Annotated in this window: 11 protein-coding genes; all 11 read right to left on the reverse strand. The window is 45.6% G+C overall.

Annotated features, from left to right (window positions below):
- Window positions 1–132: 132 nt before the first annotated feature.
- Window positions 133–1,260 (reverse strand): non-hydrolyzing UDP-N-acetylglucosamine 2-epimerase, encoded by a 1,128-nt coding sequence (gene wecB / locus FPZ45_RS04420; RefSeq protein ID WP_144698823.1) that lies wholly within the window; start codon window positions 1,258–1,260, stop codon window positions 133–135.
- A complete protein-coding gene (locus FPZ45_RS04425; protein WP_246120317.1) occupies window positions 1,199–2,101 on the reverse strand; it encodes a sugar nucleotide-binding protein in 903 nt (300 codons plus the stop codon). Before FPZ45_RS04425 ends, wecB begins: the two co-directional genes overlap by 62 nt.
- A 17-nt stretch (window positions 2,102–2,118) precedes the next feature.
- A complete protein-coding gene (locus FPZ45_RS04430) occupies window positions 2,119–3,156 on the reverse strand; it encodes a UDP-N-acetylglucosamine 4,6-dehydratase family protein (protein ID WP_144698825.1) in 1,038 nt (345 codons plus the stop codon).
- A gap of 13 nt (window positions 3,157–3,169) precedes the next feature.
- Window positions 3,170–4,357: a glycosyltransferase family 4 protein gene (locus FPZ45_RS04435; RefSeq protein WP_144698827.1), complete on the reverse strand. Its 1,188-nt coding sequence runs from the start codon at window positions 4,355–4,357 to the stop codon at window positions 3,170–3,172.
- On the reverse strand, window positions 4,354–4,974 hold the full coding sequence (locus FPZ45_RS04440; protein ID WP_144698829.1) for a sugar transferase: 621 nt from the start codon (window positions 4,972–4,974) through the stop codon (window positions 4,354–4,356). The genes FPZ45_RS04435 and FPZ45_RS04440 overlap by 4 nt, the downstream gene beginning before the upstream one ends.
- The gene (locus tag FPZ45_RS04445; protein WP_186438232.1) at window positions 4,971–6,977 is read right to left on the reverse strand and encodes an O-antigen ligase family protein; all 2,007 of its coding nucleotides are present in this window, start codon (window positions 6,975–6,977) and stop codon (window positions 4,971–4,973) included. The genes FPZ45_RS04440 and FPZ45_RS04445 overlap by 4 nt, the downstream gene beginning before the upstream one ends.
- Before the next feature lie 203 nt (window positions 6,978–7,180).
- The gene (locus tag FPZ45_RS04450; protein ID WP_144698833.1) at window positions 7,181–8,218 is read right to left on the reverse strand and encodes a hypothetical protein; all 1,038 of its coding nucleotides are present in this window, start codon (window positions 8,216–8,218) and stop codon (window positions 7,181–7,183) included.
- A gap of 33 nt (window positions 8,219–8,251) precedes the next feature.
- Entirely contained in the window at window positions 8,252–8,989 is a 738-nt protein-coding gene (locus FPZ45_RS04455) for an ABC transporter ATP-binding protein (RefSeq protein ID WP_144698835.1), read from the reverse strand.
- A gap of 22 nt (window positions 8,990–9,011) precedes the next feature.
- A complete protein-coding gene (locus FPZ45_RS04460) occupies window positions 9,012–9,788 on the reverse strand; it encodes an ABC transporter permease (protein WP_144699282.1) in 777 nt (258 codons plus the stop codon).
- 44 nt (window positions 9,789–9,832) lie between these two features.
- The gene (locus FPZ45_RS04465) at window positions 9,833–11,365 is read right to left on the reverse strand and encodes a glycosyltransferase (protein ID WP_144698837.1); all 1,533 of its coding nucleotides are present in this window, start codon (window positions 11,363–11,365) and stop codon (window positions 9,833–9,835) included.
- A complete protein-coding gene (locus FPZ45_RS04470; RefSeq protein ID WP_144698839.1) occupies window positions 11,358–13,766 on the reverse strand; it encodes a glycosyltransferase in 2,409 nt (802 codons plus the stop codon). Before FPZ45_RS04470 ends, FPZ45_RS04465 begins: the two co-directional genes overlap by 8 nt.
- Window positions 13,767–13,778 lie beyond the last annotated feature (12 nt).

The raw sequence follows: 13,778 nt of genomic DNA on the forward strand, positions 1-13,778 counted from the left end.
TTACTTTATCGAATAAATGATCGACGGAATTACGGATCGTCGTAATCGGACCTCCCGCCTTATATCCTGGTTCGAAATACGGAACAAGCGTGAGTACCGTCTTTGGAGCGGCATTATCCCCCTCCGTCTCGCTCATGATTTCCTCCAGACCGTTCTATTTACGATCGATGTAAAGCTCTGGATGAGCTTGACCACTTTGCCGGACACGTTCGAATCCACATAATCGCCGACTGGGGAATAGGCTTCATGGTTATCCCACATTTGCCTGCATAGTTCAACCGATTGCAATATTTCATTTGTCGTGATTCCGCCGATCAGAATGACACCCTTATCGAACGTTTCCTGCCGCTCGGTAGAAGTTCTTATCGATACTGCCGGAAAGCCGAGAATGGAGGCTTCTTCCGGAAGCGTCCCGCTGTCTGACAATACGCAGTACGCGTTTAATTGGAGCTTATTGTAATCAAAAAATCCGAGGGGCTTCATTGTTCTAACAAGAGGGTCGAAAATAAAATTTCTCTTTTCGATCATTTTTTGGCTTCTGGGGTGCGTCGAATATAGAATTGGGATTTGATACCTACGGGCGATCTCGTTAAGCGCGTTCATCAAGGAGAGAAAGTTATCCTCGTTATCTATGTTCTCTTCCCGATGAGCGGATACGAGAAAATAGCCACGGACCTCCAGCCCAAGGCGCTCGAGGACATTGCTTTTCTCAATATGATCCCGATGATTGATAAAGACTTCGGTCAGAGGAGACCCCGTGACGAAAATATGTTCGCTTCTGCACCCTTCCGCGATCAAATTTCTTCTGGCATTCTCGGTATAGGGCATATGAATATCCGAAATATGATCCACGATTCTTCGGTTAATCTCTTCGGGGAGATTCTCATCGAAACATCTATTGCCCGCTTCCATATGAAATACGGGAATCTTCAAGCGCTTGGCGGCGATTGCGGATAATGCCGAATTCGTATCCCCTAGGATCAACAACGCTTCAGGCTTAATCTCCGACATGAGAGCATAGGATTTTGAAATCATATTCCCCATCGTCTCGCCCAAATGATCTCCAATGCACTCCAAGCAATAATCGGGAGGCCTAATGCCCAGTTCCTCGAAAAACACTTGGTTCAGCGTATAGTCCCAATTTTGCCCGGTATGAACGAGTACGTGATCGAAATAACGATCCATTTTCTTAATCGTTTCACTTAATCGGATAACTTCGGGTCTTGTTCCCACTATAGTCATTACTTTGAGTCGATTCATCGCGCATTTCCTTTCGATTTTTATAGTAATGCGGATACAACTCTTGGTGCTGTTCCATCCAATTTTTCATGTCGGTGACCATTGTTTCGTATGACGATACGATAAATTCAAAGTCCGTCCTGTTGTTGATTAGAGATTTGTCCACAACGAGGCTTTCGCTTGGATGAATGATCCTTTTGTTATCGGTGAAATGTTTATTAAACAGTTGTAACAACCCGAACTTATGAATAGACGTTTGATTAACTAGATGATAGATCCCGCTTAACTTAACGATAGACGCCTTTTCTATCGCTTTCGCTAGCGTTAAAGTCGAAACGCCTGTCCAAATCGCTTTGACGAATCCGACCATTTCCTTCTCTTGTTTCATATACCAGTTCAATAATCCGATACCGTCGGGGTTTAAGTCCGGTCCAACCAAAGAAGTACGAAAGGTAAGATCTTTATGGTTATCGATTTCACCAAGCGCTTTAGAACGATCGTATAAAGAAATTCCGTCCCGGTACGCGTGTTCCGAATATCCTCCCTGAAGTCCTGAAAAGACGCAATCCGTGCTAACGTGAATAACTTGCGTGTTCGTGTCCCTCGTAATATCGCTTAAGTGATGGGGCAGAAAACTATTAACGAAAACGGCTTCAGATGGCCGGGAATCGGCTTCGCGGTTAAGAACTCCCGAGCAATTGACGATTGTATCGTATTGTTCAGCTATAATAATTTCATTTAATCTTTTCAATTCTCTCACATCGCAAACCGTATGGGGAGCAAACGACAGTGGACGTCTAGTAATCGCGGTAACGGAATGACCATGCTCTCTTAAATAAAGGGTAACCAAGTGCCCGGCCATACCTCCAGCGCCGATAATTAAGTATTTAATGACACTTCCTCCCCCCGTTGCCCGATTGCTTCTTGTATACAATCCAATGCCAGTAATTTATTTTTTATCTCGCTTATCTGAAGCCGTCTGGCGCTGCTTGAAGAATATTCACTATCAAGATAAGGACGTCTGTCTCCGCTCACGTAATCATTGCTGTAACTCAGATCCCGATGGTCGGCCGGAATTCTATAAAAACGATCCAATTCTTCCGCGATCATTGATTCTTCATTCGTAAGTAACTTTTCATGCCACTTTTCTCCGTGCCTTACTCCTGTAACGACAATGTCATTGCTCGCTTTCAATAAATCTTTTATCGCCGTCGCCAAGTCTCCAACCGTGCATGCTGGAGATTTATTGATCAAGATATCCCCGGTTTGTGCGTGCGTAAATGCAAATAGAACTAAGTCAACCGCATCCTCCAAACTCATCATAAACCTAGTCATATCGGGATGAGTCACCGTAATCGCACGTCCGGCTTTAATTTGCTCGATGAACAAGGGGATAACAGAGCCGCGTGAAGCCATTACGTTGCCGAAACGCGTACACCCGATAACCATATTTTTCGAGGATGCGTGCCTTGATTTGGCAACTGCGAGCTTCTCCATCATTGCTTTGGATATTCCCATCGCGTTGATGGGATACGTGGCTTTATCCGTAGATAGACAAATCACTTTCTTAACCTTGTTCTCGATTGCTGCGTTTAATACATTTTCCGTTCCGATTATGTTAGTTTTAACGGCTTCCATCGGGAAAATTTCGCAGGAAGGAACTTGCTTTAAAGCCGCCGCATGAAAAACATAATCCGCATCGTAGAAAACTTCTTTCAGACTGAGCGAATCTCTGACGTCGCCAATGAAAAATTTAAGCCTTCGATCTCCAAAATGTTTCCTCATATCGTCTTGCTTCTTTTCATCACGGGAAAAAATCCGTATTTCTTTGATGTCCGACTGAAGTAACCTTTTCGCTACCGCATGTCCGAAAGATCCCGTTCCTCCGGTAATGGCAATCGTTCTGTCTGCTAACATTCCCGTCTCCACCTTAACCATATTTTTGCATCACTTTATTCAGCCTCTCGATAAACAGCGTTTTTGAAAAGTGGCTGTCATAATAGCTCCTAGCACGTTGTCCGAATTGTTCATGCCTATTTTTTTCAGAGGCAAACTTTCGGATAATCGACGCAAGTCCTTTGTAGTCTTCCGCCGCCGTACAATATCCGCAACCCGATTCTTCAATGACTCTTCTAGTCTCGCCATTGATAGCGCCTAATATTGGCTTGCTTGCAGCCATATAAGATTGAACTTTATTCGGAAGCGTATAGGATAGCGATTTGTTCGCTTTCAGCGTGACGATCATTGCATCCGCCATCTTATAGAAGAATGGGAGCTCATCCAAGGAAAGATGTCCATAGAAAGTCACATTATTTACTCCCAAGGTTTCGGCCAGTTGTTGGCATTTCTTTCGGGATGTACCGCTTCCGACAATATGAAAGCGAATGCGATTCTCATCGATTAACTCTTTAGCCGCATACAGGATTGTTTCGATGCTTTGCATCTCACCAATATTCCCCGCGAAGACGAAATGAGTTTCCTTACAATTTCCCTTATCCAGATTTAATTCTTCGAAGAGCGATTCGGCAAAAACCGGAAGATAGACGGGTTTCCGCTCTATTCCCAATACATGGCGGAAATAATGTTCAAATTGTTTAGAACTGATGATGATTTCATCAGAATTTCGGTATAACCATCTGCTCATGGCCAACAGTAACCGATAGAGAATGCCCCCTTCTTCTATTCCTCCCGCGGAAGCGCTGGCCGGCCATAAATCATGGCAGTAGAGGATGAGGGGCTTTCCTGTAAGTCGCTTAAGAATAATTCCGGGTAATGCCATCGTTACCGGAGATAACTGATATACGATAATGAGATCGAATTTTTTTCTTAGGAAAAAGGATTGAATGGAAGCCATAAGTGCAAAACTCAAATAATTAAGCGATAAAGTAATCCGATTACGACCCCGTCCCATTATCGGCACTCGTTTTACGGTAACCCCTTGTATTTCCTCATTTCGTCTTTTGAATCGCTTATATTCTGAATGGATGATTCCCCCAGGATAATTGGGGAGGCCTGTCAATACGGTTACTTCTGTCCCGGAACGGGCCATCTCGAAGCACATTTCGTTCACTCTGAACTGTTCCGGATAAAAATACTGACAAACGACCAATACTTTCACAACAATTCCCCCTTTCCCCTATTAGCGCCTGCGCCCTCTCCCACTCCCTCTCTCTTTAACACTTTCATCATAGTTAAGAAAATAATCTTCAAATCGAGCAGAGTGCTCCTTTTTAAAAGGTATTCGCCGTCAAAACCCACTTTGGCATCGATCGAAAGAGTGTCTCTGCCATTAATTTGAGCCCATCCCGTCAAACCTGGAACGATAACATTCACGCCGTAGCGCTCCCTTTCGAGGATCAAATCGTATTGATTCCACAGCGCCGGCCGAGGACCTACCAGGCTCATTTCACCCTTCAGAATATTAATGAATTGCGGCCATTCATCCAGGCTAGTCTTCCGCAAAAAAGCCCCGATTCTGGTTGTATGCTTGTGAATTTCGTGAAGCAGCAAGTGAGTAGGCACATCGCAAGGGGAGTCTAATTTCATCGTTCTGAATTTTAGAATCGTAAATGGTTGTTTGTGCTTGCCTATGCGTTGCTGCTTAAATAACACAGGTCCCTTAGACTCCATTTTTATCAAAATAACGATGATCAGTGACGCAGGCAGGAAACAGACAAGAGCAATTATTGAAATCATGATGTCGATAACCCTTTTTATTACCGCATATTTCTTCATCTTTTATTCTCCATGGACACCCGCTCGTTTCCCTCTATTCGTATCGCTTCTATCGCATCCAGCAGTTGAAGCTGAGCTTGAAGGTTGTCGTTCAAGCCGAAAACTCCTCGGCTCATTACGCGCTCGGTCTCAGGCAAGTCATCAATAATTTCAATTCTCCTTTTAATCTCGTCGGCTAGCAATCCGGCCTCTCTTAAATAATCGCTACGTTTATCGTCCGACAAAGTAGAATCGGCTCCGAGCCTGAGGTTAAGCTCTATGGCTTTCTCGTAAAATCCGATCGTCCAAGGAAAGAGTTCGACGGCTCTCCTTACTACCTCATGAGCACGATCGAGGTTCATCCTATCCATATCCAGATCGTAATTAATCTCTACTGCTTCGATGTTATAAGGATCAACGGCTTTCAACTTGTTCAAAGCGTACTCCGCAGTCCTCGAATAGCTTTCGTTCTTCATTTCGCGATACATAAGTTGATTCAATTTAGCCATGGATAAAAGATATTGGGAATGTCCGGGCATCAAGCTCTCCGCTTGCTCTATTGCGGATTGAACAGCATCGTAGTTCCCCGTCTCGGCGAGAACGTTCATTGAGGATCGATAATATTCATCCGCCCTTAACGCTACAATACACTTGTAAATCATGAATATCGCTACCAGGAACAAGCCCGATGCAAATACCTTCGTTACTCTTCCTTTGCTCCAGATAACCGCTATCGGTCTATTCGAGATGGCCGCCGTAGCTCCCAAAGTTAAAAAAACAAGGGAAGACAGATAAAAGAAGCTCATGTCAAAATCGACGAAGCTGTGACCTAGAATAACGATAGAAAAAACGGGAAATATCAGCCACCGAATGTCGTCATTGGTTTCTCTGATCTTCTTTTTTATTTGACCGATCAATAAAACGAACACGTAACATAGGATCGCCATAAGAACGATCACGCCGAACAATCCGGATTCTAAATAAGTTTCTATATAAAAATGGTGAACCTTGGAACTAGAATAAGGATAGCTCTTGAATGACTCGGACAATACCGACCAGGCGCCGCCTCCGGCACCGAATACCGGATATTCCGCTCCTGCCCTTAATGCGTCTTCGTACAATGTATTTCTTAAGAAAACGCTAGTAGATTGAAGATTGACCCCCTCCAGCCTGGCGGCAATTCCGGCAGGCAGGATCTTGCTGAATGGAAAGTTGGACATGATCAGAACATAGAACGCCAGACCTAACGAGACAAGAACGACCGGTAACGCCAAACGTCTAGGGCTCCATAGCTTGTCTGGTTTATTATTATCTAACCTGCCGAACCGCAGCCTTACGCCAAGAACAATCAAGCTTGCAATCGCGGCTATTCCCAGCACGAGCAGCCATCCACGTAAAGATACCCCTGGCGAGTAATTTTCCAGCAATTGTCCCCTTGTCTTGACTGCAAAACCATATACGGCAAATGCAGCTATCCCGACAATCCCAAGTTCCATCACGCTTATGAGTTGTCGTTTCCAAGGGAGCAAAGCCAAATAGAAAATCAGAACGACAAATAGAACAAGCAGCGCCCCCCTGGAAAGGGTAAGCAGCAAGGACAAAAACACGGGTACCAGCATAAAAGCATGAAAAAAAAGATATCTTTTCTTTCGAGAGGATTGAACCATGATCAAGGCGCATATCGCTATCGCGATTAAGTAGGCCGCATAAGCGTTCGGGTACTGAAAGACGCTAGATAATCGATCTGCTAGAACTGCATCTGTATAATGAGCGTTGCCGAACCAGTTCAATAATCCAAATAAAACGATCACATATCCTGAACCGATTAATGCGAACAGTAATATCTTATAACCAGCGGAATGACGGGTTATATAATAGCCAAGAACAAAAAATACGCCCCAACCCAATCTGACGAAAGCTTCGATGAAAGCCCATTGGCTCGTTATCGCCTCGAACGTCGCAATGAAATAGGATATCGGTATGATCCATATCAGAGCAACAAGAATATCCCCGTGAGAAGCCATTTGCCATTCTCGGTAAAGATAGACGCAAATGAAAGTTAGACATACCAAACTACAAACAAGAGCGACATACAATGGTCTTTCGAAAGTAATTTCGTACCCGACGAACAAACCCTTACTAAATGGCGCGAGGAACAAAAACATCACGACGAAAACGGACGTTGCCGCGAAGATCCAGCGAGTATTTATCCTATTAAGGCCGTCTTTCATCCCCCTCCTCCCTCGGTGCCGATGATCAATATGTCCCTGGCTCGTTCCAGCCTGATCTTGTCCTTTGGGGAATAGTCCTTGCTTGAAAGAACCCCCCCAACCCCGTTGGCCATTCCGACAATTTGAGTTGGTTGTTGAATGCGGTCTACGATAATATCCCCCCGGTTGCCTATTATGCCACCGGCTATTAAGCGAATGTTATCGTTAAAGCGCTCGCCCCTTACATTCATGTAGAAATTCGATACGTCCGGACTGGACGACAGCAACGAGTACACAAAGCCTAGTCTGACATCCATGCGATTGCAAATGACGCCGTTCTCCCCGCTTGCCTTCAGAAATCCCGGAGAAAAGTTATTAATGCCCCCGTCAATCGCTATCCCGCCTCTCTTTACGAGACAAGCCATTTCCTCTTGAGCTACACAGTCAGCAGCTACAAAGGAAACCAACCCGTCAAATACAGGATCATTCGGCAAACTTTCAATCCCCTCAATAGAAGATCGAGAATATTTGGGCAGAATGGCATTCAATCCATCGGCAACTGTCCTCGCTTTGCTATAATTTCTGGAAAGCATTTTAATACTGGCATTCCTTTCGCATAATCGCAGAGCTAGCTTCGCCGAAATATTCCCCGCTCCTAAAATCAATATCGTTTTCCCGCTTAATTGATCTTGGAAATGTTGCCTGACTAGCAAATCGGCAGCCTCTACGCTGGCATCGTTGGGTTTATAAGCTACGATAGAAGAATGCTGGACATGCTTGGTGGCGATTTCCATCAGATCCACGCTCTGTTTCGCCTCTACGTCCACAAGTACGATATCCACGACGCCATCCAGACGTTCAAAACAAAATCTCGCATCTTCCGGCCTTGAGACTAGAAAGTTGATACACTCAAAATGCTCATATGATCTCCTTGGCAGCACCAGAAACTCGGCAAGCAGACGGGAGGTCGATCCGACGGAAGCGACTTTTAGTTTTGACGATCTGCGAATATTATCGACCTCGCATAAGACCTGATCGGAAATTCTAGAATTCATCTATGATGTTCCCTTCTGAATGCGATTGAACAATTACTCCAAGCTTTCTAGATAAGCGTCGCACACCGAATTCGCATCACCGAAACGAACCAGTTCCCCTTTATGTAACCATGCCGCTTTCGTACATAATTTTTTGACGGATTCCACGGAATGGGAAACGTAAATCACGCTGGCGCCATGGTTCACGATCTCCGAAATTCGGGATTCGCACTTCTTCTGAAATTTCATATCGCCGACGCTCAAGATTTCATCCGCAATCAGAATATCCGGTCTGTTGATCGTAGCGATCGCAAAGCCAAGCCGAGCCACCATTCCGGAGGAAAAATTCTTTATCGGAATGTCAATGAAGTCCTCCAGTTCGGAAAACGAAATAATTTCATCAAAACTCTCGTTCATCTTCGCCCTGCTATGTCCGAGGATTGCGCCGTTTAGGTAAATGTTTTCGCGTGCGGTGAGATCATAATCGAAGCCGGCGCCCAGTTCGATTAACGGGGCTATGGATCCCCTAACTTGTATCTTTCCTTTGGCAGGCTGTAACACTCCCGCAATCAGCTTAAGCAATGTGCTTTTGCCGCTGCCGTTCAATCCGATAATTCCTAACGATTCCCCTCTCCTCATCCGCAGAGAGACGTTTCGAAGAGCCCAAAACTCATCGATCGCCAGTCCCCCTTTCAGAGCGCGTATCAAATACTCCTTCAGGTTATCGGCTTTCTCGCGACTGATATTATATAGCATCGAAACCTCGTCGACTTCTATAAGCGTTTCGGGCATAAACACCTCTCCGTTCCATGTCTTACATGTATAGAACAAACCGATTTTGCGTCCGGTTGAAAATAAGCCAGCCTATGCTAAGCGAAACGATCCCGCAAAGCAAACAGATAAGATTTGGAACCATTCCGGGCATAACGCCTTCGAGAATTAAAGATCTTAAGTAATCTATGTAGTAGTACATGGGATTCCATTCGTAGATCCAGGAATACTTATCCTGAATGATGGAGATCGGATAAAATATTGGAGTCATATACGTCCATAAAAGCGCAATTACGCCGTACAAACTATTAACGTCACGGAAATAAACCGTCAACGCGGATAAACTCAATGAAATCCCGGTCGTAAATATAATCAGATAGAGGACCGGTATGAAGCTTAACAACAAGGTCGGTTGGAAGGGAGCTCCCGTTGCCAACATGACCAGCAGCAATGCTACGAATGCGAATGCTAGATTGACTAAAGAGGACAACACCCGGGAGAGAGGAAACAAATACTTAGGAATATATATTTTTTTCAACAACCCGGCATTACTCACAATAGACATCGCGCCCGAAGTAGTAGCCTCGGTATGAAAAGAGAATAAAATGCTTCCGGACAGAAAATATACCGAATAGTGAGGCAACGTATGAAAAAGCGAAGAAAATACAATCGTCGTTATGATCATGGTCAACAAAGGATAAAGTAATGTCCAGAGCAGTCCCAGCACCGATTTCCGATATCTGACTTTGATATCTCGAATCACTAGTTCCTTGAGTAAATTGTTATATTTCCAAACAACAGAAAGCCTGCTATAAAGCATTCGCACGGCCAAACCTCTCCTCGATGGTCATTTCATTGTCAGGCCTATCTCCTGAAGCGTCTTTGCAAACGTCCTCTCAGTTTAGATGTTGCCTTGCTTATCGTGGCGCGAAGCCCGTAGTCCCTTACGTGGTTTACGAGCTTTACGGCGATCGTCTCTATTTCATGCAATTGCGTTCTTGCCGTGCGAACTTTAGGCACTCTGGCAATCAAGGCTGCCGTCTGTTCGTATTCCTTGACGATTGTTCTGCAGAATGCCTTCTTGTTTACGACCTCGCCCATAAAACGTTCGGCTAAGATCCGATTGATCTCATCTTGGTCCGAATGGGTTAACACGACTCGGATCAGTTCTTCCCAGCGAGGTCCGACTTGATCAATGGAATATCTCGCGACCATTTCCCGCGCATTATTTGACATTCTCTTTAATAATTCCGCATCATCGAATAATGCCGATATCTTCTCGGCCATTGCCCGCATATCGTCTTGCGGAACGATAAAGCCGTTTTCTCCATCCGCGATGATATCCTCTAAGCCGGGAATATCTACGATAACGGCCGGCAAACCGTAACTCCCGGCTTCATTGAGAACTAACGGAAAGCCTTCGCTATCCGAAGTTAATAAGAATACGTCCCCTTGATGATAGAAGTCTTGCGTTTTCTCTTGCTCCCCAACGAATTGTATTTGTGAGTCGGATATTCCCGTTTTTATAAGCAACTCGCCTATCGTTTCCTTCGTTTGCCGAGGAATTCTAGCTTCCAAATCATAAGGCCCCACGATCAACAGGCGTGCATCGGGGTGACTTTGCAACAGATGGTGAAATGCGAATAATACGCGATCCAGCCGCTTTATCGGATCTGAAAACCTTCCAACGGCGATTACCGTTTTACCGCTTCGTTTGTCGGAACGATAATCCGGAACGGAGAACGAGCTGATTCCCTGCATGACTGCAGCGTTAGGATAAGCCATTCCGTAAGCGTTGGCGCTGAATCGAGTGAGAAAGCACGACGCGTTCGCCTTAGCCAGCGCCTCGCTTCTGGCAATTACCGTGGAAGCCAATTCCGGAATTCTGTGCGGAAAAAAATAATATTCCAATGTATACGCAATCGTTCGGATGCCCGAATTTCTTAAAACGGGGTATACGGCAGCTAACTCGGGGATGCTATTATTGTGGCCGATAAACAAATCGGGCGACAGCAGTCCGACTAGCTCGATAAGTCTCTCGATCCTTCGATCGTTCTCCAAAATAGGCACAAAAGCGATTGAAGGGTCCAATTGAAAGCCGTTACTCCGAACCGGTTCAAAAACGGATACGATGATCCGGTATTTTTGGTGCGTCAAGTAATTGGTTAACCCTGCAATAAGCCTCTCCGCTCCGCCGAATTGCCATCCGTAAGCGTGAAAAAGCAGTACTGGTTCATGCCTTTCTTCGTTTAATAGGGGTTGGATGACATGGATCAACAATTCCGATATATCGCCAAGTTCCGAGGTCCGAAAAATCGTTTCATCCAACATTCGTGCCGCTTCATGAATCTCATCGGCTGTTTTTGCGAGTCGGCATGCGGCGATCAAGTTATTCATTCCGTGTTAACCTCTCGCGGGCCGATACATAGAAACGCTTGCACCAACGCAGCGGTCTCGTCACTCTCCATGACACAGTATTGGAAAACTCTTGCGCCGCTTGTTGATAAGCCTCCGCATGAATACTTGCCCGGAAATTCCCTTCGATCTCGGCCGCGATTTCCAAATGACTATCCAAGTCTGTCTCAAGTCGCGGCTGAGGCACATTGTGCGCCCCTTTGTTTTCAATCACTAAAGAGATGTTTCTTTCGTACTCGCGAATGACTTTTCTGGAGAAGCTTTCGTAATGCGCGGGAGGCTCCATAAATCGATCGTTCAGTATCGAATTCAGCTCGTCTTGGCCTTTGACCGACAGCACGGTGTCCATCAGCCTCTCCCATCTCTCGCAAATCCGCTGCCTTGCGAAACGTTCGACCAGTTCGTACGCCCGATTGCCCATTCGATCGCGCAAATCGAAGTCGGATAACAGTGCCGAGACTTTGCTGGCCATCAGATCCAAATCTTCTTGAGGAACGATATAGCCGCTTTCTCCGTCCGTAATCATGTCTTCCAATCCGGAAATATCGCTAATAACGCAAGGCAATCCGAATGTGCCCGCTTCGTTCAAAACCATCGGAATCCCTTCGCTCTCCGAGGTTAACAGGAGAACGGAAGCCTTCATATAGAACGGTTCGACGTTCTCTTGTTCTCCGACGAATAACATTTTATCTTTCGGGATCCGTAAGCGCGCTATCAATTCGCCGATCGTTTCTTTGGACCGACTATCGGTTCGCACGTTTAATTTGTAAGGTCCGACTAGGTGCAATTCTGCATCGGGCTGGCTCGTCAATACTTTGGCAAACACCTTCAGTATCCGATCCAATCTCTTAATCGGGTCATTGAATCTGCCAACGGAGAGCACGACTTTTTTATCCTTGGGTGCCTTTACCGAGGATTTCGGAAACGTGTTAGGAGTCGGCAGCAAAGCGCCGTTGTCGTTAAGTTGGGCATAAACGTTCGCGCTGAAAGAAGTAAGCCAGGTGACGGCACTCGCTTGACTGAAAGCCTCCGTTCGACGTTCGATGATGGGATACAAATCTTCGATGATATAGGGCAGAAAGTAATGACCGAAATTGCATGCGATGCTTCGAATCTCAAGCCCTCTTAATTTCTCGTATATGGGAAGAAGATTAATGTCGAAGTTCGGGCTAGCCATGAACAAATCCGCGTCGAGCAACGAACATACGACCGCCAGCTGCGTGCATAGATTCTCCATCGTGCCGACTTTTAATCGAATATGCGTAATCTCTTTGGCTATAGGGAAACCTTCTTTGTTCAGAAGATCATTGGACACGATATACCAATCGTACTTGTCCTTTAACGTCTCGGTTATCGCGGAGAGTACTCTTTCGCCACCGCCTCGAATCCATACCCCGCTATAGACGACAATCCGCGGTTTGCTTTTCTTCTTGGTCAGCAGGGGGTATAAATTCCGCTCCCAATGGCACGGAGAGTGATTGATTTCCTTAATCCCGGCATTCGCCTGAATCAAATTCGAGACCATCTCTATCTCTTTGGGTGCCATCGTCGACGAGCACAAATGTTTTAACAGCCGATACGCCGACTTCTCGAATCCCGTTTTCATGAAAGAGTGAAACTTGCTTTCGAGATAGGTATACGATTGCCCGCTATATAGACCGACTTCCTCCATCGTTAAATCCCGGATCATTCGACTCATCACGCGATCGGCTTCCAACAAAAATCCGTCTCGATGCTTCTGGCTATCTTGTTCCTCGTGCTGACGGGAACGTACAAGTACCTCTTTAACGTGAATAAAAGGAACGTTGCCGGCCATGCGGAACCACATATCGGCATCTTGGGTATATCGAAGCGCCGGATTAAACACTCCAAACCTATCGAAATATTGCCGAGGAATTAAAAAAGCGCAGCCATGAAATCCGACTTCATATGAAATGGCTAACAAAGCGCGAGTGTTGGATGTTCCATGGGGGGAGACACGATAAGTATGAAGCAATTTACCCGTGGGGGAAATATGACAATAATCGCTGAATACGACCGCTTGTTCGCCGAATTGGCGTAAAGCTTTTATTTGTTTTTCGATTTTATCGGGCGTGTACATGTCATCATGGCTTAACCACGAGAAGTAGTCTCCGGTCATCTTTTCGAGACCTAGATTTAATGCCGTAGCCACTCCTCCGTTCTCTTTGGCAAAGTAACGGATTCTGTCGCCGTACGAGAGAGCGATTCGTTCCGTCTCGCCGTCGTCGTTCGAGCCGTCGTTAACAACAACGACTTCAGTGTTTAAATACGTTTGTGCCAAAGCGCAATTTATGGCTTCATGCAAATAATTCGCACCGTTGTATACGGGAATGACAATGGATACTTTAGGTTCAGCCGCCACGAATTCATACAC

The organism is Cohnella terricola, assembly GCF_007786475.1.
GTDB classification, from domain to species: Bacteria; Bacillota; Bacilli; order Paenibacillales; family Paenibacillaceae; genus Cohnella; species Cohnella terricola.